Origin of the sequence: Halomonas sp. 18071143 (genome assembly GCF_019211725.1) — a bacterium.
Lineage (GTDB): Bacteria > Pseudomonadota > Gammaproteobacteria > Pseudomonadales > Halomonadaceae > Vreelandella > Vreelandella stevensii.
The window spans coordinates 1,483,994-1,508,343 of sequence record NZ_CP078120.1 but is presented as its reverse complement, the minus strand read 5'-3'; the positions used below and the strand labels follow the sequence as shown (position 1 = coordinate 1,508,343).

The 24,350-nt window shown below is 62.3% G+C and carries 22 protein-coding genes; 5 read left to right on the top strand and 17 right to left on the bottom strand.

The genetic code is table 11. The features are described from left to right. Positions 1-21: 21 nt before the first annotated feature. The 4 genes from fabD to KVY02_RS06965 form a co-directional block, all read right to left on the bottom strand. Complete coding sequence (gene fabD / locus KVY02_RS06980) at positions 22-981, bottom strand: ACP S-malonyltransferase (protein WP_016913550.1); 960 nt, start codon at positions 979-981, stop codon at positions 22-24. Positions 982-1,130: 149 nt separating this feature from the next. Further along, positions 1,131-2,141, bottom strand: coding sequence for a phosphate acyltransferase PlsX (gene plsX, locus KVY02_RS06975; protein ID WP_026001658.1), 1,011 nt, complete (start codon positions 2,139-2,141; stop codon positions 1,131-1,133). A gap of 41 nt (positions 2,142-2,182) precedes the next feature. Beyond that, a complete protein-coding gene (gene rpmF, locus KVY02_RS06970) occupies positions 2,183-2,353 on the bottom strand; it encodes a 50S ribosomal protein L32 (RefSeq protein WP_009099300.1) in 171 nt (56 codons plus the stop codon). Between the two features lie 36 nt (positions 2,354-2,389). After that, entirely contained in the window at positions 2,390-2,938 is a 549-nt protein-coding gene (locus KVY02_RS06965; protein ID WP_016913548.1) for a YceD family protein, read from the bottom strand. 172 nt (positions 2,939-3,110) lie between these two features. Between KVY02_RS06965 and KVY02_RS06960 the strand changes: the two genes are divergently transcribed. Then, a complete protein-coding gene (locus KVY02_RS06960; protein ID WP_100730799.1) occupies positions 3,111-3,713 on the top strand; it encodes a Maf family protein in 603 nt (200 codons plus the stop codon). A 21-nt stretch (positions 3,714-3,734) separates the two neighbouring features. On the opposite strand, the gene sppA is transcribed toward KVY02_RS06960, so the two are convergent. The 3 genes from sppA to KVY02_RS06945 all read right to left on the bottom strand — a co-directional run bounded on the left by sppA (position 3,735) and on the right by KVY02_RS06945 (position 6,583). Then, complete coding sequence (gene sppA, locus KVY02_RS06955; protein WP_218314847.1) at positions 3,735-4,850, bottom strand: signal peptide peptidase SppA; 1,116 nt, start codon at positions 4,848-4,850, stop codon at positions 3,735-3,737. A gap of 121 nt (positions 4,851-4,971) precedes the next feature. Continuing rightward, a complete protein-coding gene (locus KVY02_RS06950) occupies positions 4,972-5,622 on the bottom strand; it encodes an HAD-IA family hydrolase (RefSeq protein ID WP_218314846.1) in 651 nt (216 codons plus the stop codon). Between the two features lie 10 nt (positions 5,623-5,632). Next, complete coding sequence (locus tag KVY02_RS06945; RefSeq protein ID WP_218314845.1) at positions 5,633-6,583, bottom strand: RluA family pseudouridine synthase; 951 nt, start codon at positions 6,581-6,583, stop codon at positions 5,633-5,635. 697 nt (positions 6,584-7,280) lie between these two features. Between KVY02_RS06945 and rne the strand changes: the two genes are divergently transcribed. Continuing rightward, positions 7,281-10,694 carry a ribonuclease E gene (gene rne / locus KVY02_RS06940; protein WP_218314844.1) on the top strand — a complete coding sequence of 1,138 codons (3,414 nt, stop codon included), beginning with the start codon at positions 7,281-7,283 and terminating at the stop codon, positions 10,692-10,694. A gap of 52 nt (positions 10,695-10,746) precedes the next feature. On the opposite strand, the gene murB is transcribed toward rne, so the two are convergent. The 7 genes from murB to KVY02_RS06905 are packed head-to-tail and all read right to left on the bottom strand — an operon-like array spanning position 10,747 to position 18,315. Further along, the gene (gene murB, locus KVY02_RS06935; protein ID WP_218314843.1) at positions 10,747-11,742 is read right to left on the bottom strand and encodes a UDP-N-acetylmuramate dehydrogenase; all 996 of its coding nucleotides are present in this window, start codon (positions 11,740-11,742) and stop codon (positions 10,747-10,749) included. Between the two features lie 25 nt (positions 11,743-11,767). Then, positions 11,768-12,235: a low molecular weight protein-tyrosine-phosphatase gene (locus KVY02_RS06930; RefSeq protein ID WP_218314842.1), complete on the bottom strand. Its 468-nt coding sequence runs from the start codon at positions 12,233-12,235 to the stop codon at positions 11,768-11,770. After that, positions 12,232-13,014 carry a 3-deoxy-manno-octulosonate cytidylyltransferase gene (kdsB, locus tag KVY02_RS06925; RefSeq protein ID WP_218314841.1) on the bottom strand — a complete coding sequence of 261 codons (783 nt, stop codon included), beginning with the start codon at positions 13,012-13,014 and terminating at the stop codon, positions 12,232-12,234. The genes KVY02_RS06930 and kdsB overlap by 4 nt, the downstream gene beginning before the upstream one ends. Beyond that, a complete protein-coding gene (locus tag KVY02_RS06920) occupies positions 13,014-13,223 on the bottom strand; it encodes a Trm112 family protein (protein WP_026001654.1) in 210 nt (69 codons plus the stop codon). The genes kdsB and KVY02_RS06920 overlap by 1 nt, the downstream gene beginning before the upstream one ends. Then, complete coding sequence (lpxK, locus tag KVY02_RS06915; protein ID WP_218314840.1) at positions 13,216-14,232, bottom strand: tetraacyldisaccharide 4'-kinase; 1,017 nt, start codon at positions 14,230-14,232, stop codon at positions 13,216-13,218. The genes KVY02_RS06920 and lpxK overlap by 8 nt, the downstream gene beginning before the upstream one ends. Beyond that, positions 14,229-15,965: a lipid A export permease/ATP-binding protein MsbA gene (msbA, locus tag KVY02_RS06910; protein ID WP_016913537.1), complete on the bottom strand. Its 1,737-nt coding sequence runs from the start codon at positions 15,963-15,965 to the stop codon at positions 14,229-14,231. The genes lpxK and msbA overlap by 4 nt, the downstream gene beginning before the upstream one ends. 55 nt (positions 15,966-16,020) lie before the next feature. Continuing rightward, positions 16,021-18,315 (bottom strand): DNA internalization-related competence protein ComEC/Rec2, encoded by a 2,295-nt coding sequence (locus KVY02_RS06905; protein ID WP_218314839.1) that lies wholly within the window; start codon positions 18,313-18,315, stop codon positions 16,021-16,023. A gap of 95 nt (positions 18,316-18,410) precedes the next feature. On the opposite strand from KVY02_RS06905, the gene KVY02_RS06900 reads away from it, so the two are divergent. Then, the gene (locus KVY02_RS06900) at positions 18,411-18,962 is read left to right on the top strand and encodes a DUF2062 domain-containing protein (RefSeq protein WP_016913535.1); all 552 of its coding nucleotides are present in this window, start codon (positions 18,411-18,413) and stop codon (positions 18,960-18,962) included. A gap of 11 nt (positions 18,963-18,973) precedes the next feature. On the opposite strand, the gene KVY02_RS06895 is transcribed toward KVY02_RS06900, so the two are convergent. Together KVY02_RS06895 and KVY02_RS06890 are read right to left on the bottom strand one after the other, a co-directional pair. After that, on the bottom strand, positions 18,974-19,684 hold the full coding sequence (locus KVY02_RS06895) for an ABC transporter ATP-binding protein (RefSeq protein WP_016913534.1): 711 nt from the start codon (positions 19,682-19,684) through the stop codon (positions 18,974-18,976). Between the two features lie 10 nt (positions 19,685-19,694). Further along, positions 19,695-20,936, bottom strand: coding sequence for a lipoprotein-releasing ABC transporter permease subunit (locus KVY02_RS06890; protein WP_016913533.1), 1,242 nt, complete (start codon positions 20,934-20,936; stop codon positions 19,695-19,697). A 198-nt stretch (positions 20,937-21,134) separates the two neighbouring features. Here KVY02_RS06890 and KVY02_RS06885 point away from each other — a divergent pair, with 198 nt between their 5' ends. Continuing rightward, entirely contained in the window at positions 21,135-22,205 is a 1,071-nt protein-coding gene (locus KVY02_RS06885) for an agmatine deiminase family protein (protein ID WP_176212869.1), read from the top strand. A gap of 80 nt (positions 22,206-22,285) precedes the next feature. Further along, positions 22,286-23,188, top strand: a complete 903-nt coding sequence (locus KVY02_RS06880) for a carbon-nitrogen hydrolase (RefSeq protein ID WP_016913531.1) — start codon at positions 22,286-22,288, stop codon at positions 23,186-23,188. A gap of 146 nt (positions 23,189-23,334) precedes the next feature. Here KVY02_RS06880 and KVY02_RS06875 read toward each other — a convergent pair whose 3' ends face one another. Next, a complete protein-coding gene (locus tag KVY02_RS06875) occupies positions 23,335-24,291 on the bottom strand; it encodes a Nudix family hydrolase (protein ID WP_026001651.1) in 957 nt (318 codons plus the stop codon). Between the last annotated feature and the right edge of the window lie 59 nt (positions 24,292-24,350).

Below are 24,350 nucleotides of genomic sequence, written 5' to 3'. Positions count from 1 at the left end.
GTAGCAGAAAACAACCGCTGGTCACGCACCGTTTGCCAACGCTTCGCGAGCGAGCTCCAGCGCGGCATCCAGGCTATCCGGGTCATTCACCGCCAACCCCTTGGCACTGCGCACGATACGCTTGTTCAAACCAGTCAGCACCTTGCCTGGGCCACACTCGATAAACACGCTCGCCCCTTGCTCGGTCATCGCCTCGACGCAAGCAGACCAGCGCACCGGCTGGTAAAGCTGCTCGATCAGGCGCGTTCGCAGGGTATCGATATCGGCATGCGCCTGGGCATCTACATTCTGAACCACCGTGTAGCGAGGGGCACGCAGTTCCATGTTCTGCATGGCCTCGGCCAACTGCTCGGCCGCTGGCTTCATCAGCGCACAGTGCGAAGGCACTGAGACAGGCAAGGCCAGCGCACGCTTGGCCCCGGCCTCCTGGCAAGCGACGATGGCACGCTCGACGGCCGCTTTGCTGCCCGCGATGACCACCTGACCAGGCGAATTGTAGTTGACTGCAGCCACCACGTCGCCCTGGGCAGCCTGGGCACAGGCATCTTCAACCGCCTGGTCCTCCAGGCCCAGAATGGCGGCCATTCCTCCCTGACCAGCGGGCACCGCCTGCTGCATGGCTTCGCCGCGCAGGCGTACCAGCTGCACACCCTCGGCAAACCCCATGACACCGGCACACACCATGGCGCTGTATTCGCCCAGGCTGTGGCCTGCCATCACGTTAGGGCGCGGCCCTTCCAACTCCTGCCACACACGCCAGATGGCCACGCTGGAAGTCAGCAGCGCCGGCTGGGTGCATGCGGTCGCGTTCAATGCATCTTCAGGTCCTTCCTGGACTACTTTCCACAAATCGTAGCCCAACGCATCTGACGCTTCCTCAAAGGTCGTTCCCACCACGCTGTAGCGCTCGGCCAGCTCTCGCAGCATTCCAAGCTGCTGAGAGCCCTGCCCGGGAAAAATGAGGGCAAGGGGTTGAGACATGTCGTTCACCTTTGCTCTTGTAGGCATTTGCTCAATTGAGCGATAGGCGTAGCTATTGTCCCCGTTTGACAACGGGTGTCGGCATCTCCTGCTGCCTCCAATAGCCCGCAAAATCGTATATCGTTTATTGTCATCCGATCACGGCGGCATCAGCGAAAGCGTTTTGCCAACTGAGTGGGCAAATCCTGCTCTACCTCGTGCAGCGCTCGCAAAATGGCATAATAAAAGCCGTCTGCCTGCGCCCCGCCATGACTCTTCACTACGATATGCTGCAACCCAAGCAGGCTAGCGCCGTTATAGCGCACCGGATCCAACTCCTGCTTGAGGCGCCTGAGTACAGGCCTGGCCAGTAGACTTGCCAGCCGCCCAGTGAGGCGCGATTCAAACGCCATCTGGACGCGCTCGACCAGCATACGAGTCAAACCTTCACTTGCCTTGAGCATTACATTGCCAACGAAACCATCACACACCACCACGTCCAGCTCGCCCTGGAAGACATCACCCCCCTCAGCATAGCCGCAATAGTCGAAACCGGGGTCTGCATAACGGCGGATCAAGGCATCTGCTTCACGCACCGTGGCACTGCCTTTGGTGGCTTCCGAACCAACGTTCAACAGCGCCACGCGCGGACATTCGATACCGTCCATGCACTGGGCCATGGCCGCTCCCATGGCGGCAAAGTCTACCAGACGTTCAGCAGGTGAATCGACGTTGGCCCCAAGATCCAGCAAATAGCAGCGACGCCCTGAACGCGCAGGAATGGCGGTACTGATCGCTGGTCTGGAGAAGCCTGCCAGCATGCCCAGCTCGCGTCGCGCCAACGCGACAAGCGCCCCCGTATTGCCAGCACTCACTCCTGCAACGGCGTGCCCAGCCGCCACATGACGCAGCATGGACGCCATACTGGTGTGCTGACCCCGGCGCAACGCCCAGGCGGCGGTGGCATCAGTCGCTACGCTGTCAGGCGCATCGATGACCACCAAACGTGACACTGCCGCAGCCAAGGGCTGCGGCAAGCGCGAGAGCTCAGCGACGATACGCTGATGCGGGCCAAACAGGGCAAGCTCGAGCACAGGATTTTCCACTACTGCCCTTGCAGAGCCTTCGATAATGGCACGGGGGCCTTGGTCACCCCCCATGACATCAATCGCAAGACGCACTGCACTCACACTGATTGGCCGCGCGATAGGTCGAGCGAGGTTTAAACCTCAACCACCTTGCGGCCACGGTAGAAACCGTCCGGAGAAACGTGGTGGCGCAGGTGAGTCGTACCGGTTTCCTTGTCCTGAGACAGGGTCGGGGCGCTCAGCGCATCGTGGCTACGACGCATACCGCGCTTGGAACGAGTTTTACGGTTCTGTTGAACTGCCATGGGTGTTTACTCCAAGGTATGTAGGGTAAGTGATGCTTACTTTTTGCCTTTCAAAGCGCCACTGCTTTTCAAAGCATTGAGCACCGCGAAAGGGTTTTTGGCAGGAGCGGACTCGTCCGCTGCGCCTTCGGTCTTGCTGACCAGCTGCTCCGCCGAGACATGGCATTCGGTCTCATCGTGATAGACCACCTGCGGCAAGCTGAGGATCAACTCATCCTCGACTACCGTCAGCAAGTCCAGCTGTTCGTTTTCCACCAGCACAGGCTCATGACTGGCAGGCAGCTCGGCAGCCAACGCTTCGTCCGAAATCATTCCCAGAAGGAAATCACTCGACACGTCTTGATTCAGCGGCACCAGACAACGACGACAAGGCAGCGCCAGAGTCGCTTTCAAGGAACCACGAATTTCGCGACGGCCCTGGGCATCGACACCAAACTCAAGGATGACGTGACAGTCACCCGTTTGGTCGCCGGCTTCTTCAGCCAGGCGTGGCAGCTTGTTCAAGGCTACCAGGCCTTCGAGTCGTTCGCGGCGGGCTGCAAGCTTATAAGGCTCAACCCGGCTGGGGAGTTGTGAGGTCAACATAGGCGCGCAATGATAGGCACTCGCCCCGCCGGTGTCAAAGCCAGCAGCATAATTCTTGGCAGTTTCTGCTCGCACACAGCCGCAACAGGCATGCGTCAGGGCTTTTCGCTAAACTGTCGGCGATGCATTTTCCCTTTCTTCCACCCCGTTTCGTCACTCACAGGAGAGTATCGTGCCCCTCGCCCCCAATGCCACGCTGGTGCTGGCCTCCAGCTCACGCTCGCGGCAAGCCCTGCTCGACCGATTACAGCTACCCTACCAGTGCCAATCGCCGGATATCGATGAGACACCGCTGCCCCATGAAACGCCTGAAGCCCTGGTGCATCGACTATCGCTGAGCAAGGCACACGCCGTCGCCGAATCCTTTCCGGCACACTGCATCATCGGGTCGGATCAAATTGCTCTGTTCGAAGGCGAAGTGCTGGGCAAGCCCCATACCGCCGAGCGCGCCTGCGCCAACCTGAAACGTTTTTCAGGCCAGCGCGTCAGCTTCCTGACAGGCCTGGCACTGGTGGACACTCGCCAGCAGCGCCACCAGGTGCATATAGAGACGTTCGATGTCGTCTTCCGAACCCTGCGCGACGCCGAGATCGAACGCTATGTCGCCCTGGAGCAACCGCTGGACAGTGCGGGCAGCTTTCGTATGGAAGGACTCGGCATCACGCTATTCGAGCGCCTGAAAGGGCGCGACCCCAATGCACTCATCGGCCTGCCGTTGATCGCTCTTTGCGACATGCTGCGCCAGGCAGGCATGGACCCACTCGGCACTGCATAGTCACGACCAGGAGGCTTACCACTAGGGGGCCTGGAAGCGCAGCGGCGAGCGGGCGCTCTCCACCCCCAGCACTTCCGCCGCCGCCTGGGTGAAGCGTCGCGTCAGGCGCTCGAAGGGGTCCAGGCGAGGCGTGTAATTCTCCCACTCGGCTTCTCCGATGCGCGCCCGCGCCACTTGCTCGAGGCTGGCCAGCTCATCCACCAGCCCCAGCGCCAGCGCCTGCTCACCGCTCCATACCAACCCGGAAAACACCTCAGAATCGCCACTCAAGCGCTCGCCTCTCCCGGCCCGAACGTCCTCGATGAACTGCTCGTGGGTCTGCGCCAGCACCGTTTGCCAGAACTGAGCCACCTCCTCATCGAGCGGCTGGAACGGATCAAGAAACGCCTTGTTTTCACCGGCGGTCATGACACGCCGCTCCACGCCCAGCCGATCGATCGCCTCCTGGAAACCAAAGCCTGCGTAAATGACCCCTATCGAGCCCACCAGGCTGGCGGGAGAGGCAATGATCTCATCCGCTGCCGACGCGATATAGTAGGCACCGCTGGCTCCCACGTCTTCGATGACCGCCAGGATGGGCTTGTCACCCAGATCACGCAGCCGCATGATTTCCGCATGGATGCGCTGGGACTGCACCGGGCTCCCGCCGGGGCTGTCGATATGCAGTACGACCGCCGCCGCGCTCTCGCTCTCCCAGGCACGATTCAAACCGCGAATGATGCGTTCGGCATTGGCGGGCGCATCACTGGCAATGACGCCCTGCACCTCGACCAACGCCAGATGCTGCTGTTCCGGCACGCTTGAGGTCGGCTCTGCCACGAAAACGCGGTACAGCGTCGTGGTGATCGATACCAGCACCAGCGTCAATACGACGAAACGGAAAAACAGCTTCCACCGCCGCGCCCGGCGCTGCTCGGTCAAGACGCCACCAATCCAGCGGTCCATCATTTCCAGCTGGGCCAGACGCTGACGTTCGCGCAGCGTTTCGGCATCGTCGCTCGGCTCACCTGCGGCCGATGCTTTCGACGCGGTCGCAGCGACTTGCGGTCCCTGCGTCCAAGGATCCTGCGCGCTTCCCGACGGCTCTTCGCGGGAGGGGCTGCCTTGCTCTCTATCGCGGGACTGATCGTCGCTCATACTATTTCCCTCATGATTTTCCCTCATGCTGTCTGTTTCCCTGATCCAGGATTAAAAGTGGCCAGGTACAAGTGGCTATACAGAGTAGCCATATAGAACTCAGCCCCGCTATCACCCAGCGTCAGCCATGCAACCATTCAAACAGCGTGGGAATGTCATCCGTCATCCAGACAGGCTGGCACGCCGCCAGCCGCTCGGGAGAGTGTACCCCATAGGTCACACCGACCCGATCCATGCCGATGGCGCGTGCCATTTCCAGGTCGTATTCGGTATCCCCCACCATCACCGCACGCTCTACCGGCGTATCAAGCTCGGCGAGCAGCTCCAGCAGCATCTGTGGATGGGGTTTGGAGCGGGTTTCATCTGCGGTACGACTGGCGTCGAACCACTGGCCGCTATCGGTTTCTCGAAAGACACGATCCAGGCCGCGACGACTCTTGCCCGTGGCCACGGCCAGCCGCTGCCGGGGACGCTGACGCAGCCTGGCCAACTGCTCCTCGACACCGTTGAAAAAAGGCATGGGCGTCGTGTCACCACTCACAAAGTGATGCGAGTAGCGCTGGCGCAAGCGCTCTGCCTGCTCCGGCGAAATGCCCGGACACAGCGTTGCAATGGCTTCGGGCAGGCCAAGACCGATGATGTTCTCGATGGCGCTGTCTTCCAGGGGCGGCCAGCGTACATCCGCTGCGGCGGCATGCATGCACGACACGATCTTGGGCACCGAATTCATCAAGGTCCCATCCCAGTCAAAGATGATCAGCTCGTAACGCATGGCGTTCTCCCTACTTGCCCTGCTGACGCGCACGCGCCAGCGTCTCTTTCAGTGCCTCAGGCAGTGGTGCTTTCACCGTCACCGGACGGCCATTACCGGGCTCGGGAAAGGTCAATGAGCGCGCGTGCAGAAACAAGCGCCCCAGACCCAACTGTTTAGACAACCGCTCGCTTTCCCGCGTCGAGTACTTGTCATCGCCCAGCAAGGCGTGGCCCGCATGGGCAGCGTGCACACGAATCTGATGGGTACGACCGGTCACCGGCTCGGCCTCGATGAGCGTCACTTTTTCGAAGGTCTCCACGACGGAGAAATGGGTGCGTGATACCTTGCCGTTGGGATCCACCCGCACACGCCGCTCGCCATTACCGGCATCGAAGCGGTCCAGCCGGGCACTTTCATAGGTCTTTCTGGCAGGCCAGCGCCCTGCCACCAGTGCCAGATAGCGCTTGTCCATGCCGTGCTTCTTGAGCGCCTCGTTGAGCGTCACCAGCGCCTCACGCGACTTGGCCAACAGCAGGCATCCGGAGGTGTCACGATCCAGACGATGGACCAGCTCGAGAAAGCTCAAATCGTCGCGTACCTGACGCAATGCCTCGATCAGACCGATCTTGACGCCACTTCCACCATGCACCGCCAGGCCAGAAGGCTTGTTCAACACCATCCAGTCCGGCCCTTCCATGATGACGCTACCCACCAACACGTCGCGCAGGTTATCGCTGACCTCCTTGACCGCCTCCTTGGGTGCCAGGCGCAGAGGTGGTACGCGGACGAGGTCTCCCCCCTGTAGGCGATAGTCCACCTTCACGCGCTTCTTGTTCACTCGAACCTCCCCCTTGCGCACGATGCGGTAGATCAGCGCCCGCGGGGCGCCCTTCAGCCGTGTCATAAGGAAATTATCGATTCGTTGACCCGCCTGCTCCGGGGCGATTTCCACCCACTGCACTTCACGCCCTTCGGACATTACCTTGTACTCCTGGCCTCATCCACACCACATGGTGGGAAGTGACCTTGATTGAAAAGCGGCATTCTAGCGTAGACCTTACCCCATTGCGTCAATTGCTGACGCTTCTCTTTACTGTTATATTCCAGGACGCTCATCGGCCAACGTGACTTGCTGATCTGAAACGCAATAAGCCACCTTGCATGGCAAATTGTCGTCTAGCGAATTGTCCGTCACGTTCGCCTAAGCACCTGCCCGACCAACATGCAGGTCAGAGCAACGAGGCCAGGCCAGTGTACGCATTGCCCGCCTTCTACGTAATGAAATGCAGCACCTCTGTCGCCTGACCGCGGCAGAGGGAAAAGAATACCGCCAGCCTCGACTGGCAAAAAAACGTTACGCCCCTGCCAGGCAGTTACCTTATTCGTCACAAGGCGCTGTCATGCCGGGGCGCAAAGATCAACGCTGTGCCGACAACCGGCGTTGACGAATCGATGAATGCCAGGTGTAGGCGGTGTCAGCAGAGCCGGATGGACGTGACAGCCACCGAAACACGTTCTGCCTCCGCCACGTACTCAACGCCCTATTGGCCGGGTCGGCTACGATGCCTTCCCGGCTTGATGCGTCAGCATAACCATGCGCCGAGCACAAGCACGCAGCACACAGCGGTTCGTCGACGACTCCTCGTTTGACGGCACGACATGCTACGTGAGACCACATGAAACGGATGCTTATTAACGCGACCCAGCCCGAAGAGCTGCGGGTCGCCCTGGTAGACGGACAGCGCCTCTACGATCTGGACATCGAGTCCGGCGCACGCGAACAGAAGAAAGCCAACATCTACCGGGGCAAAATCACCCGGGTAGAACCCTCCCTCGAAGCCGCCTTCGTCGACTTCGGCGCCGAGCGCCACGGTTTTCTGCCGCTGAAAGAGATCTCTCGCGAATACTTCATCAAGGATGTTTCGGGCCGCCCCAACATCAAGGAAGTATTGAAAGAGGGTCAGGAAGTCATCGTTCAGGTAGACAAGGAAGAGCGTGGCAACAAGGGCGCCGCCCTGACCACCTTCATCAGCCTGGCCGGACGCTTTTTGGTACTGATGCCCAACAACCCCCGTGCAGGTGGCATATCGCGGCGTATCGAAGGCGATGACCGCAGCCAGCTCAAGGATGCCATGGGCCAGCTGACGGTTCCCGACAAGATGGGCCTGATCGTACGCACCGCCGGTATTGGCCGCAGCTCCGAAGAGCTGCAGTGGGACCTGGACTACCTGGTGCAGGTGTGGGAATCGATCACCACCGAGTCCGCCAAGCGCCCTGCGCCCTTTTTGATCTACCGCGAATCCAACGTCATCATCCGTGCCATGCGCGACTACCTGCGCCAGGATATTGGCGAGGTGTTGATCGACAGCCCCGACATCCACGCCGAGGCGCTGGCATTCATCCGCCAGGTGATGCCTTCCTACCAGCAAAAGATCAAGCTGTATGCCGATGAAGTGCCGCTGTTCTCGCGCTTCCAGATCGAATCTCAGATCGAGACGGCCTACCAGCGGGAAGTGAAACTGCCTTCCGGTGGCTCCATCGTCATCGATCACACCGAAGCGCTGGTCTCCATCGACATCAACTCGGCCCGCGCCACCCGTGGCAGCGATATCGAAGAGACCGCCCTGCAAACCAACACCGAAGCCGCCGACGAGATCGCTCGCCAGCTCCGCCTGCGTGACATCGGCGGGCTCGTGGTCATCGATTTCATCGACATGGGCCCGGCTCGCAACCAGCGTGAAGTCGAAAACCGCATGCGCGATGCGCTCAAACTGGACCGCGCCCGTGTACAGATCGGCCGCATTTCGCGCTTCGGACTGATGGAAATGTCGCGCCAGCGTCTGCGCCCCTCGCTGGGTGAAACCAGCGGCGTGGTCTGCCCGCGCTGTAACGGCCAGGGCACCATCCGCGATGTGCGCTCGCTGTCGCTCTCCATCATGCGCCTGATCGAAGAAGAGGCCATGAAAGAGCGTAGCGCCCAGATCCGCGCCATCCTGCCCGTGCCGGTCGCCACTTATCTGCTCAACGAAAAGCGCAGCGTGCTGGCGGATATCGAGTCACGCCAAGGCGTACGCGTGGTCATCCTGCCCAGCCCGGAGATGGACACCCCGCACTACGACGTTCAGCGCCTGCGCGATGACCACCTGGACGAAGACGACAGCCACACCCTGTCGAGCTTCGAGCTTTCCACGGACACCGAGATTGGCAAAGAGCCGCCTCCCAGCTTCGCAGCTCCGGCTCAGCGGGCAGAAGCCGCGGTCAAGAGCATCGCTCACAACGCTCCGGCCCCCGAGTCGCTGCAAACCGAAGAAGCGCCCGCCAAACCAGCCGCGGCCGAAGCGCCTGCCGAGCAACCCAGCGTACTGGGCCGCTTCATTCGCGGTTTTGCCAAGCTGCTGGGTGGCGATGAGGCCAGCACGACGGCCACACAGGAAGCCAGCTCGACGAACCGCAAGCCCGAGCAGTCGGCAGCCCCAAGCCGCCCGCCGCGCAATGAGCGTCGTCAAAAGCCTGCGCAAGAGCGCCAGTCTCAGGAGCGCTCAGCACCGGAGCGCCAGGAAAACAGCGCTTCACGCGACCAGCGTAACGATGCCACCAAGGCACCTGCTGCTCGCAACGACGACAGCAACGACAAGCGCAGCGGCCCCAGCCGCACCCGCAACCGTCGTCGTCATCCGCAGCAGGACGACAGCCGGGCTCAGGAAAGCACGCCTCGCAACACGCGTCAGAAAGAGACCGCCAAGGAGTCATCGCAGAACGATGCTTCCAGCAGCGCCCCGCAGCCGGAGCAGCGTCGCGAGAAACCCCGCGACAACAAGCCCAAGCAGGACGACAAGCGCCCGGAAGCCGTTCAGCAGGACGAGCCGCAAAAGGATGACGGCAAGCCGAAGCGCACGCGCAACAACCCGCGCCAGCGTTCACGCAAGCAGGCACTGAGCCCGCAGGCCGAAGCCGAACAGCTGAAGCTCCAGGCAGAAGCCCAGCAGGCACCTGAGGAAGCCCCTGCCCCAGCAGCGGCAGACGCTGAAACGCCTGCAAAGAAAGCCACGTCAGCGTCAGAAACGGCGACTCAAGCCACCGCTGCTCAAGAGACAGCCACGCAAGAGCCCGCGGCTCAATCGCCAAACGAAGCGGCAGAAGCGCACACTGACACACGTCAGGAGGCCACCGAAGAGGCCGCGGCAGAAGACACCACGGCCACCGCTCGCGCCAGCAGTGCGGACAAAGCACGCAAGTCAACGCGCCAGCGCCGTCAACCGGCCATTCGCGACGAAGCGGCCAAGCAAGCCAACGCGTCCGGAGACGACAACGGCACCCCCGCCGCATCCGCCACAGAGTCCCAGACACCGGCGGCCACCCATGAGCAGCCCGCTGCAGCCACAGAAGAGCCGACAGCTCCACGTGAGGAACAGCCAACCTCGGCGGCTGATCAAGAGCCCTCAGCGGCGGTAGAGAAAGAGCCCTCAGCGGCGGTAGAGAAAGAGCCTTCAGCGGCGGTTGAAGAGAAGCCCTCAGCGGTTGCTGAAGAAAAGTCTTCAACGACCGTGGCAGAAGCACCTTCTGCCGATGAGAGCCAATCTTCCGCCACTACGGAAGAGCCCTCAGCAGTGGTTGAAAAAGAGCCCTCAGCGGCGGTAGAGAAAGAGCCTTCGGCGGTGGTTGAAGAGATATCTTCTGCGGTAGTTGAAGAAAAAGCCTCAGCGGCAGCTGAGGAAGAGCCTTCAAAAGCGTCTTCTGCAGTAGCAGCAGAAGACAGCTCAGCAGCCACTGAAGCGCCATCTTCCGTCACTACTGAGGAAAAGCCCGCCACGGCCGAGGAGCCAGCATCTGCCGCACCGGTGGAAGAAGCGTCTTCAGTCAACGCGGAGCAAGCGCCCACGGAAGCGGCTCAGGAGCGCTCGACGCCTGCTGCAGAAAACGCAGCAGCAGAGAAAGCCCCCGAAGCCCCTCAGGCAGCGGCCGACGCCAACGCCAGTGGCGAGCCTGCCGCTGACGAGGAGGCCTCCAAGCCACGTCGTCGCCGCCGCCGGGCTCATAACGACCCGCGTGAACAGCGCAAGCAGCAGGCCCAGCAAAACTCACCCGAGTAATGCTGACAGCCGTAAAAAACCCCGCCTCGGCGGGGTTTTTTATGCGCTATCGTCAGGAGATCACTCGTGGCTCCGCTTCCAGGCTGACGCCAAAACGCTCGGCGACCGCACCTGCAACGATATCCGCAAACGCCAGCAGCTCTGCACGATTACCGCCACCAAAGTGCACCAGCACCAGCGCCTGATGCTGGTGCACGCCAAACGCTCCCTGGCGGTGCCCTTTCAGGCCACACTGGTCGATCAGCCATCCGGCCGCCAGCTTCACCTGCCCATCGGGCTGGGGAAAATGCGGTATACCAGGATAGTCGTTCAACAGCCGCTGGGCATGGTCACCGCTCACGAGCGGGTTCTTGAAGAAGCTGCCGGCATTGGCCAGCACGGCGGGATCCGGCAGTTTCTCCTGGCGAATGGCGCAGACGGCACGCGCCACCTCCAGCGGGTCGGGCGCGGCAGACACCCGTGCGGCCAGGTCGCCATACCCCAGTTGCGGATTGGGTGTTTCCGAGAGCCGCAAGACGAGCTGCGTAATGACCACCTTGCCTGCCAACTCACGTTTGAAGAGACTGTCTCGATAACCAAACTGACACGCCTCGGCATCCAGCCAGCGCACTTCCCCCGAGGCCAGTTCGACCACCTGCACCGCCGCCAGCACGTCGGCCAGTTCGACACCATAGGCACCTATGTTCTGCACCGGAGCGGCCCCACAGTCACCGGGGATCAGCGCCAGATTCTCACAGCCCCACAGGCCACGCGCTGCCAGCGCCATCACCAAGGCGTGCCAATTCACTCCCGCCCCTACGTAGGCCAACACCTCCCGGCCACGCCGCTCCAACCACCACTGCTGGAGCGAAGGACGAATGACCACTCCTGACAACTGGCTCGGCAACAGGACGTTACTGCCCCCCCCGAGCAGCGTCATCGGCCCCCGCTGCTGCCGTGCCTGATGCAACACGTCCTGCAACGCCGCCAGCGTGGTCGGCGCCGCGTACTGTTCGGCCACACAGGGCAAGCGCAGCGTATTGGCCTGGGTCAGATCCCAGGATGCCATCAGAACCTCAGGGCGGGAGACAGCGCTAGCGTTCACGCTGCAACTCATCGAGCAGACCCTGCGATGCACGCTCGATCAAGTCCAGCACTTGCTCGAAACCGTCGTCGCCACCGTAATAGGGGTCAGGCACATCGCTCTGCGGCAGCCCGGCGTAATCGAGCAGCAGCCCTACCTGGGCCTGGCTATTGGCCGGTTGCAGAGCACGCATGGCGGCGAGGTTTTCGCGATCCATGCCCAGCACGTAGTCGAACTCGTGGAAGTCACTGGCTTTCAATTGGCGAGCGCGAAGATGGCCAATCTCGATACCTCGTTGACGCGCCGCCGCCTGGGAGCGGGGGTCCGGGGCTTTCCCTACGTGCCAGTCACCTACTCCGCAGGAGTCGATGGTGATGCGGTCATCCAGCCCTGCTCGCACCACGGCCTGCTGAAAAACGCCTTCCGCGGTGGGCGAGCGGCAAATATTGCCTAAACAGACGAACAGCACGCGCTTCATGGACGATCCTCCGATGACGACAACAGGGCGCGTACCCGTGCCAGGTCCTCCGGAGTATCGACCCCTGCCGGGTTCGCCGCCGCGGCCAGCGCCACCTGAATGGCGTGACCGTGCTGCAATACACGCAGCTGCTCGAGCTGTTCCAACTGCTCCAGGCTGGACGCCGTCAGATCACGGTAGGTGGCCAGAAAGCTGGCACGGTAAGCGTAGATGCCAATATGGCGCAGCCAGGCATCGGTGGTGAGCCAATCGGGCGGAGTCTTGAACTGCTCTCTGTCCCAGGGGATCGGCGCTCGGGAAAAATAGAGCGCGCGCCCCTGCAGTGAACGCACCACCTTGACCACATTGGGGTTGAATAGCGTATCCACATCGCCGATGGGCTCGGCCAGGGTGGCCATGGCCGCCTCGGGGTCATCTGCCAGCCGCTGGGCTACCTGGTCGATCAATACGGGAGGGATCAATGGCTCGTCACCCTGTACGTTGACGACCAGCGTGTCACCCGCCAGTGAGAGCTGTTCGGACACTTCGGCCAACCGGTCCGTGCCGGAGGGATGGTCGGCTCGGGTCATGACCACTTCCGCGCCGTAGGCCTGCATGGCCTCACGGATCCGCTCGTCGTCAGTGGCCACGATGACTCGCTGCGCCTGGCTCTCGCAGGCACGACGCCATACGTGGGCTACCATGGGCTCACCGGCGATATCCAGAAGCGGCTTGCCAGGCAGCCGTGAAGAGCCGAACCGCGCCGGGACGACCGCGATGAATTGCGCCACAGAGCCCATCACACCTCCCCGGTACGGCCAGGTGAAGTGGCCAGCTTCTCATCGGCGTCCATCTGCCGCGCTTCTTCAGGCAGCATCACCGGAATCCCGTCTCGGATGGGATAGGCCAGACCATCATAGTGGCAGCACAGCTCCTGTGCGTCGCGCTGATACTTCAGCTTGCCGTTGCAGAGCGGGCAAACCAGCATTGCCAACAGTTCCTTATCCATCGGTGCTTCCCCTTTGTGTCAGTTCTGCCAGCCTGGAAGCCAGCCAATCTTCAAACTCTTCTGGAAGCCGCGCTTCCACCTCCAGCACCCAGCTGTCCGCCGGGGCCAGCTCACGGCATTTGACCGCATCCTTGGCCGTCATGACCACCGGCCCGGCGGCCATGGGCTTGAAGGTTCGCTCATCGAAAGCGTGATGATCCGCCAAGGGGTGCTGTTCCCCATGGACCCCCAGCGTTTCGAGGGTCTTGAAAAAGCGCTGCGGGTTGCCGATCCCCGCCAGCGCATGTGCTGGCAGCGTAAAGGGCAAGGGAGCCAGCGGATAGTGCTGACCACTGGCCAGCTTGCGCCAGCCCCGGGGTACCAGTTGCATGGCCACCGAAGGCACCGGCAAGGGAGCCGTCAGCGTGCCATTGACGATCACCGCATCCACTTGTTGCAAGCGAGCAACGCCTTCGCGCAGCGGTCCTGCAGGCAGGCAGCGCTGGTTGCCCAGCCCACGGCTGCCATCGACCACCACCAGTTCAATATCGCGCCCCAGTGCCAGGTGTTGCAAGCCGTCATCGCTGATCACGATATCGCAGCCCATCTCGACCAGCGCTTGGGCGCCCCGAGCCCGCTGCGGGTCTGCGATGACGGGCAGCCCGGTCTGCTGAACCAGCATGAGCGGTTCGTCACCGCTATGCGCGGGGTCCGTGGTGGGCGTAACATGAAGCGGATAATGGGGTGCGGTGCCACCATACCCCCGGGTCACGATGCCTGGCGAGTAGCCCTGCGCGACCAGCCAGCGCCCCAACCAGGCCACCAGCGGTGACTTGCCGGTGCCGCCCAGGGTGATATTGCCCACCACGATCACCGGCACCTCCGCCCGCCAGACGGGCTTGTGCCCCCGTCGGTAATCGCGCGCTCGACGACACATGAGATAACGGTATAAATTACCTAGTGGAAACAGCGGCGCCAGCCACGGGCTTCCCCCGTAGGCGGCGTCGAGCCAGCGCTTCGCCAGGCTCACTCGTGCTCCTGAAACTGAAGCTGGTGCAGGGCCGCATAAGCACCTGACTTTTCCAGCAGCGCCTGATGGGTGCCCTGCTCCACGATACGCCCCTGGTCCATGACCAGAATGCGGTCGGCACGCTCGATGGTCGACAGGCGGTGGGCGATCACCAGCGTGGTGCGCCCCTCACAGACCCGCTCCAGGGCTTTCTGGATATAGCGTTCGGATTCGGTATCCAGCGCCGAGGTAGCCTCGTCCAGAATCAGAATCGGAGCATCCTTGAAGATGGCTCGGGCAATCGCCAACCGCTGGCGCTGCCCGCCCGAGAGCATGACCCCATTTTCGCCTACCACGGTGAGATAGCCTTCGGGCAGTTTGTCGATGAACTCACTGGCGTAGGCGGCTTCTGCGGCAGCCTTCACGGCGGCCATGTCCGGATTTTCCACGCCATACGCAATATTGTCGGCGATGGTGGCATTGAACAGGGTGACCTGCTGGGAAACCAGCGCTATCTGCTGCCGCAGCGGCCCCAGCGCGTAGCGGTCGGCATCGATGCCATCGATCAGGATCTGGCCTTCGGTGGGTCGATAGAAGCGTGGCAGCAGGCTCACCAGGGTAGACTTGCCGCTTCCCGAGCGCCCCACGATAGCGACCAATTCGCCGGGGGCGACGCGCAGCTGAATATCGTGCAGCACGTTGGGCTGGTCGTCGGCGTAGCGGAAGCTGACATGGTCGATGACCACCTCGCCAGTCAAGCGGCTCGGCACCACGTCGCCCTCGTCACGCTCCGGGGCCAGGTCCATGAGACCGAACAGCTCGGCAGCAGCGGCAATACCCTTCTGAATCTCACTGTTCACTTCGGTGAGCTGACGTACTGGTTTGATCATCAGCGCAGCGGCAGTAATAAAGGCAACGAATTCACCGGGCGTCATGTTGGCCATCAAACGAGGGGCCATGGCCAGCCATACCAGCAGGGCCATGGAAATGGCCACCAGCATCAGAATCACCGGCGAGCTGACCGCTCGGGTCATGGCTTCTTTCATGCTTTGCCGACGGTTCTCTTCGCTGACACGTTCGAAGCGCTGCTTTTCATAGGCTTCGGCACCATGGGTGCGCACCACGCGATACCCCGAGAGGGCTTCCGAAGCCACGTGCGTCACATCGCCCATGGAGTGCTGGATGCGCTTGGAGATGCGCCGAAAGCGCTTGCTGACGTAACTCACCACAGCGGCAATCAACGGCGTCACGCCCATGAACAGCAGAGTGAGCATCCAGTTGGTCCAGAACAGGTAGCCAATCAGACCCACCACGAAGAGCCCTTCACGGAGAATGATGGTCACCGCGTTGGTCGCCGCCCCGGCAACCTGCTCGACATGGTAGGTCACCCGTGACACCAGATGGCCGCTGGAGTGGTGATCGAAAAACCGCCCCGGCAAATGCAGCATGTGATCGAATACGTTACAGCGCAGCGTATGAATCACGTAGCGCCCCACGTAGGCCATGAAATAAGTACTGAGGAAAGTGCCCAACCCTCGGGCTGCGAACATCAGCACGACGAACAAGGGCAGAAACAGCCGAAACGCGGCATCGGGATGCTGAATGCCATCGATGAGGCGCTTCATCATCTCGGCCAGCGCGGTGCTGGACGCGGCGTAAATCAGAAACCCGATCACGGCAAGCGAGAAAGCGCGCCAGTGTGGCTTCACATAACTCAACAAACGTTTATAGAGTACCCAACCTGAATCAGTCACACGCGCTCCCGGCAGTAGTGTGCAGTGGGGCGATTCTACCCTATGGTGGCTCGCTTCAACACCGCTTCTGGCCGCCGGAAACACGCCGCTGGGTATCTATCTGCACGGGTACCCCCGGTTCCAGGCGGATACGCACCGCGCCATCATGGGCGGTACTCCACAGGCAGCTGTGCTGATGGCGAAAGCGCCGCACCACCTCATCGGCCGGGTGCTGGAAGGCATTATCGCGTCCAGCACTGAAGATGGCATGTCGCGGCATCGCTTCACGGACGAACTGCACACCGGAGCTGGTGTGACTGCCGTGATGGCCCGCCACCAGCACCGTGACGTCACCGGCCAACAAGGGCAGCAATTGGCGTTCCACCTGACGCCCCACGTCCCCGGTGATCAACAGCCGGTGCTCGCCTAGCTGGGCTTCCAGCACGCAGGAGCGGTCATTGGAAGAGAGCTGCTGGTGTCCTGCCGGGGGCCAAAGAAAGCGATAAATGACGCCGTCCTGCTGCCATTGCTGGCCCTGTTCACAGGGCATGCTGGCAACGATCAGCGGCTCGTCCAGCGGGGCACGCCAGCCCGCCACCTGATGTTCGTCCCGCAACGCTTCGACACCGCCTGCGTGGTCGGTATCGGCATGACTGACCACCACCAGGTCGAAGGCCTGGCCCGGCGGCCAGAGCGTTTGCAAGGGCATGAAACCGCTGCGAAAACGCGGCCCCGTGTCGTAGAGCATCCGATAATCGGCGCTGCGCAGCTCGACCAGTTGGCCCTGCCCCACATCGTGCACGGTGACGACCAGCCGACGCTCCTCGACGCGTTCACTTGGCCACCAGGGGGCGCTCAGCGCCAGTAGCGTCACCAGCAGTCGCAGCCCGCCGGGCGTGGCGGGTAATCCCCAGCCCAGCGCCAGCAGCAGCCAGGCCAACGCCAACGGGTAGACGTGCTCGGGCGGCGGCTGCCACAGTGGCGCCAGGGCCAGCGTGATCTCCAGCAGAGAGTGAAACAGCGCCAGCGCTTGCTCGAACACCCACCAGGCGGCCAGCCCGATGCCAGGCAGCGGTGCGAGCAGCCACCCCAGCAGCGCCGAGGGCACCATGATCGAGCTGACCCAGGGCACGGCTAGCAGATTGACCAGCGGAGCCGCGGGCGCCACTCGGCCAAATGCCAACAGCACCGCTGCCGCCATCAGCGGCGCCAGCAGCAGCTGGGAGCGCAGCAGCGCCCAGCACCAGCCTTTGATACCCCGGGGGCGAGGGCGCCCCTGCCAGATGACGATCAGCCAGCCCACCGCCACGAACGACAGCCACAAGCCGGGCCGCCATAGAGAGAGCGGGTCGGCCACCACGATAATGGCGAATGCCAGCCACCAGGCCTGCCAGGGGCCCGGCGCATGGCGCCCGCTCAACACCCATAGCCCAAGCAGGGTCATGATCATGGCACGCATGGCAGGCGGCGCCAGCCCTGCCAGCAGTGCATAGCCCACGGCAGCCGCCCCCGCCACCCACCAGGGCCAGACGCGCAGACGCCAGTCACCGGGGCTCATCAGCCGCGCCGCCAGGCGGGCCAACAGCAGCGCAAAGGACGCCACCAGGCCAACGTGCAAACCGGAAATCACCACCAGGTGCGTGGTCCCGGTGGCATTCAACAGCGCCCAGTCCTGCTGCGTCAGCTGGTCGCTATCGCCCAGCGTCAGCGCGGCCAGCCAGCGCTGGGTACGCGCCTCTGGCGCATTACTCTCCAGGTAGGCCACCGCCTGCTGACGTAGTTGGAAAGGCGCCTCCGACAAACGTTCGGGCGCAGGGTCGTTGCGTACATAGCCAGTGGCATGAATACCTTCACGCCACAGCCACTGGGCATAGTCAAAGCTGTTGGGGTTGGCAAAGCCTCTGGGTGGACGCAGCCGAACGGTCAGCTGCCAGCGCTCGCCAACGGCGTAAACCGCACTGGACTGGGTGGCAGACGAGGGAAAAGCCGAGTAGGCGCTGACCCGCACTTGCTTCAGCCGATCACAGGGCAGCAGGGGCTCCGGCGAGCGGCACGCTTCTACCGCCAGCCTCAAACGTTGGCTGCTCCCGTCCTCTCTTTGTACGTGGAGCACGCGGGCCTCCAACGTCAGGTCCTGGCCGCTCAAGCCGTCGGGCAGTCGTTTGCCCCACTCCTGCTGAAGGGTCAGCACCATCAGTGCCACCAGCGCTAGCCATATCGACCAGCGTGGGCGCGTCGTCGCCATGACTACGGCCGCCACCATCAGCACTGCCAGCGCCAAAGTGGCGTCTCGCTCGGCCCCCAGCCAACCCGCCAGCGCACCGCCCAACAGCGCAGCCAAGGCCGCTGGCACCGCACTCCCTCGCCCCATTCCACCTCCCTGGCCGAAACCCTTCGCCTCAGTAGCGTAGCCTAAGCCCTGCGCTATGTGGATAATAGCCTGCACCAATAGCAAGAGTACCTGACATGCCGCGCCGTTTCCTGCAGCGCTACATGCCTAAACCGGACACCATCCGGCGCCAACGATCGCTACGCTTCATGGCGCCGTTGATTGCCGATCCGGGTTTGTGGCTACTCACTCGACGCAGCGTTGCCAACGCGTTTAGCGTCGGGCTTTTTTGTGCCATGCTGCCCATTCCCTTTCAAATGGTCGTGGCCGCGCTGGGAGCACGGCTGGCTCGCTGCAACCTGGCCCTGTCGGTGGGTCTGGTGTGGGTCACCAATCCGCTGACCATGCCGTTGATCTTTTATATCAATTATCGGATCGGTACTTTTTTGCTGGGCGCTCCGGTGCGAGAGGCGCCTTCTCGCATTTCGACCCGCTGGATAGCCGAGCAGATGCACGACATCCTGCCCCCCCTCCTGCTGGGTTCCCTGATCAGTGCCATCGTGCTGGCCATCATCTCCAACGTCGCGATTCGGCTCATCTGGCGCTGGCACGTCTCCCATAACTGGAAACGCCGCCGCCTGAAAAGGCGACGGCGCAGAGCCTGCATCGAATCGCAGTTCGACGATTAACCCCTGAGCGATTAACTCTGGAGTTGCTCGACGAGCCGCCCACCATCCAGCTTCATGACCCGATCCTGATGAGCCGCTAGGCTCACATCGTGAGTCACGATCACGAAGGCGCAGGCGCTCTCCTTGGCCAGCTCATCCATCAAGTCCAGAATGGTGCTGGCGGTGGTCTGATCGAGATTACCAGTGGGTTCATCCATCAACACCAGGCTCGGGTCGGTCACCAGCGCCCTGGCAATGGCCACACGCTGGCGCTCGCCGCCGGAAAGCTCACCAGGCTTGTGGTCGGCACGCGCCTTCATGCCCACTCGGTCGAGCAGTTGCAAAGCGCGCTGTTCGGCGACCTTTTTCGCCTGGCCGCGAATGATCAGCGGCAGTGCGGCATTTTCCAGCGCAGTGAACTCGGCCAGCAGGTGGTGGAACTGGTAAACGAAACCGATATAGCGATTGCGAAACTTGCCAAGTGCGGCTTCGTTGAGGTCCGACAGCGGTTCGCCAGCGATCACCACGCTGCCTTCACTGGGGCGATCCAGCCCCCCCAGCAGGTTCAACAGCGTGGTCTTGCCGGAACCGGAGCTGCCCACGATGGCCACGCGCTCCCCGGCATGTACCTGCAGATCCAGCTGGTCCAGCACCGTCAAATCCTGCGGCCCTTCGCTATACACCCGTGTCAGGCCACGGCATTCCAGCATGACGGCGGGTGGTTGAGTAATCGTCGAAGTCATCGGAGCATCCTTATTCATAGCGCAGTACGTCAGCCGGTTGAACCCGAGCTGCTCGCCAGGCAGGGTAAAGTGTCGAGAGGAACGTCAGGCCGAAGGCGGCCAGCACGATGTCCCGCACATCGCTCCACTGCAAGCGCGAGGGCAAGTCGCTGATGAAGTAGACCCCAGCATCGAGGAACTGGATGCCGAAAGCACTCTCGAACCAGCCGATGATATCGGAGATGGTCAGCGCCAGCGCAATGCCGACCGCCACACCAACGGCAATGCCGATCAAGCCGATGGCCAACCCCTGGACGATGAAAATACCCATGATCGAGCGCGGCGTGGCACCGATGGTGCGCAAGATGGCAATGTCGGCACGCTTGTCGGTCACCACCATGACCAGGGTGGACACGATGTTGAACGCCGCCACCGCAATGATCACCGTCAGCAGCAGTGCAATCATGCGCTTCTCCATCTGGATGGCCTGGAACAGGTTGCCGTGGGAGAACGTCCAGTCGGTGCCACGATAACCCGAGCCCAGCTCCCTGACGATGGCCTGGGTTTCGCTCCCGGCCACGAACAGATCATCCAGCTCGAGTCGCAGCCCGCCTACGGCGTCGCCCATGCGCGCCAGGGTCTGCATGTCTTCGATGTTGGCATAGGCCAGATTGGCATCCAGATCCGCGCCCACGCTGAAGATTCCACTGACCGTGAAACGCTTCAGCCGGGGAAAGACCCCAGCGGGCGTAATCGACGCTTCGGGCACCAGCAGCGTGACGCGGTCACCCACCCCGACGCCAAGACGCCTGGCCAGCATGGAGCCCAGCACCACATTCCACTCACCGGGCACCAGATCGGCCAGCTCACCTTCCCGCATGTGCTGGCCAATGATCGACACCTGGCCTTCCCAGTCAGGGTGGATGCCGTTCACCATGGCCCCCTGATTACGCCCACCCGACGAGAACATACCCTGCTGCTCGACGTAGGGCGCCGCGCCAATCACTCGCTCGCGCTGCGTCAGCCGGTTGGCCAGCGCCTCCCATTCGACCAGACCCTCCTGCGCTTCGATCTTGGTGTGCGGCACCATGCCGAGGATACGCGTGCGCAGCTCATGATCGAAGCCATTCATGACCGACAACACCAGAATCAACACCGCCACGCCGAGCATCAACCCAAGCATCGAGGTCAGCGAAATGAACGAAATAAAATGGTTGCGGCGTTTAGCGCGCACATAGCGCAGCCCCACCAGGAAAGGCAAACGATCAAGCATGGCTTCATTCCTTAATAATGAGCGTCCATGGTACGGTTTTTTCAGCATGGCTGCATGTACAAACGCAGCCTTAGAGTAGCGAAAGCAGCGGCTGTTCCCTGGCACACGGTAACGCTTGCAAGTTGCGTGGCAACCCCCTAAATTGCGCCCGTTCCTCTTGCCCGCTGGGCGAGCTCTCTTACCTCGACACGAGTACCCGTGACATTGGCTATCAAGACGTATCGCTTGCTCCCCGAATGGCATCCACAGGATGGCCTACAGTTGACCTGGCCCCGCCCAGACGGCGACTGGGCGCCCATGCTATCGCGGATCGAAGCAACCCTTGAGCGCATTGTGTTGGCCACCGCACGCTATCAACGCGTCATCATCAGCGTGCCGGATGAGGCGACTCGGCAACGCCTGCTCGCCACGTTCAGCGCTTATGGCATCCCCGACGCGCAGCTGCAGCTGATTGTCGCACCCACCGATGATACCTGGGCGCGCGATCACGGCCCCATCACGGTGCTGGACGAAGAGGATCAGCCCCTGCTGCTGGACTATACCTTTACCGGCTGGGGCGGAAAATTCCCTGCCGAGCACGACAACCAGCTCACCCAATGGCTGGCGGACGCTGGAGTATGGGCCTGCCCCGTCGCCTCTCGGGCCATGGTACTGGAAGGGGGCGGCATCGAGACCGACGGCGAAGGCACGCTGTTGACGACCGAAGCCTGCCTGCTGAACCCCAACCGCAACCCGACCCTCAGCCGCGCCGACGTGGAAGCCCGGCTGGCAGAAGATTTCGGCGTGGACCGCTTTCTGTGGCTGGCTCATGGCCACCTGGAAGGCGACGATACCGACAGCCATGTGGACACGCTGGCACGCTTTTGCGACCCCACCACCATTGCCTACGTGCGCTGCGACGATCCAACAGATCCGCATTATCCGGCACTGCAGGCCATGGAGCAGGAGCTCAGGGCATTCCGCCAGCGCAATGGCGAGCCCTACCGCCTGATCGCCCTGCCCTGGCCACAGGCCTGCTTCGATCCGGAGGATGGCCACCGGCTGCCGGCTACCTACGCCAACTTCCTGATCATCAACGAAGCGGTGCTGGTGCCCACCTATGGTGACCCCGCCGACGTGGTTGCCCTGCAAGCCCTGGCCACGGCGTTTCCGGAGCACACACTGATCCCGATCGAGTGCGTCAGCGTGATTCGCCAGCACGGCAGCCTGCACTGCCTGACCATGCAGCTACCCAAAGGCACACTCGCCCCGATTGTTTCCATGTCTTGAAGATAATGTCTTGAAGATAATGTCTTGAAGATAATGTCTTCAAACTAACGTCTTGAAGTGAACGTCTTGAGGAGAACGGCATGTCACACACGCTGAACGTTGCGGTCATTCAACAGGCTGCCTGGCCTGACAAGGCGCGCAGCCTGGCAGAGAGCGAAGCCGGTATTCGCGAAGCAGCCCGCCAGGGTGCCCAGCTGGTACTGCTGCAGGAGCTGCATGCTACCCACTACTTCTGCCAATACGAAGACCCGGCGCTGTTCGATCTGGCCGAGCCGCTGGATGGCCCCACCGGGCAGCGCCTGGCCGACCTGGCAAAAGAGCTGGATATCGTGCTGGTGGGCTCGCTGTTCGAGAAGCGCGCCGCAGGCCTCTACCACAATACCGCCGTGGTGTATGACCGCGCCCAGGGTCGCGTGGGCCAGTATCGCAAGATGCACATTCCCGACGATCCCGGCTTCTACGAGAAATTCTACTTCACCCCCGGCGATGCCGATGCCGCCCGTGGCGATGGTTTCACCCCCATCGACACCTCGGTGGGACGCCTGGGCATCCTGGTGTGTTGGGATCAGTGGTATCCGGAAGCCGCACGACTCATGGCGCTGGCGGGCGCGGAGCTGCTGCTCTACCCCACGGCGATTGGCTGGGACCCCAGCGACGACCCTGCCGAAAAAGCTCGCCAGAAGGAAGCCTGGACGCTGATTCAGCGTGCCCACGGCGTCGCCAATGGCCTGCCGGTACTGGTCGCCAACCGGGTGGGCTTCGAAGTCGACCATTCGGGCGTCGGCGAGGGTATCGAATTCTGGGGAGGCAGCTTCATCTGCGGCCCCCAGGGGGAACTGCTGGCCCACGCTGGCGAGCAGCGCGAGCAGTTGGTGGTGACCCTGGACATGGCGCGCAGTGAAAACACGCGACGCATCTGGCCTTATCTGCGCGACCGCCGTATCGATGCCTACGGTGACCTGACGCGCCGCTACCGGGATTGAGCCAAGCGTTCTTTCAACCACCGCCATCATAAAAAAACGCCTGCCCGGGTAACCCGAGCAGGCGTTTTCATTTGCATCACGAGGCGTCCCTTCTTCACGCCATGTCGCCCGTCGCCTGCCAGCAAGCAGGGCCGGACGTCACGGGCTCACTTCCAGAAATCGCGGATCGACGCGATCCCCTGAGCCCCCACGGCGCGGGCATGGTTGGCATCGAAGCGCGTCATGCCACCCAGCGCGAACACCGGCATGCCCGCCCGCTCGACCAACTGCTGGAAGTCGTGCCACCCCATGGGGGCCACTTCCGGGTGGGAGGGCGTGGTCCGCAGGGGTGACAGCGTCACGAAATCGCAGCCCAGCACGGCGGCTTGAGACAGCTGCGTCTGGTCATGGGTCGAGGCAGAGAGCCACTTGTTTTCGGCAATGGGGCGGCGGTCCAGCGACATCAAACGGGCACTGGTGAGATGAATACCGTCGGCATCCACCTGCTCCAGCACTTCCGGCTCGGCATTGAGCAGCAGCTTGGCGCCGTACTGGCGGCACAGCGCCAACGCACGCTCTGCCCGCGTCAGGTAGGCCGCTTTATCCAGCGACTTGGCCCGCAGCTGCACCAGCCGAACACTATCCTCACGCAGGGCACGCTCCAGCAGTGCCGCAAACCGCTCATCATCGGCCTCTTCACCGGTAATGAGGTATTCGGTAGGCAGCATCACTGCGCGCAGGATGGGCAGATTGGCGGCGGGGAACGGGTAGTTCACCAGCTCGTCCATGGGTACCCAGCGCACGGCCTGACCTTCACGCCCGAAAGGTTCACCGGCAAACTCATGCACTTGCCACACGTCCAGCAGAATGTGCTTGTCCGGGTACTCGTGGTGCACACGAATCAGAGGCTGGGCGCGCACGATCTCTACCCCCAGCTCTTCATGCAGCTCACGCTTCAGACCTTCCAGGCCCGTTTCATAGGGCGCCAGCTTGCCGCCAGGAAACTCCCACAGGCCGCCATGATCGACATTGGACGGCCGACGCGCGATCAGCACGTGCTTCTGATCAGCGCTGATGATGGCCGCTGCCGCGACATGAACCCGTCGTTTTACCATTACACTCATTACGTCTAATCCACTCTGTGCGCGCCGCACGGGACAGGTACGGCGCTATCTGGCTTTGT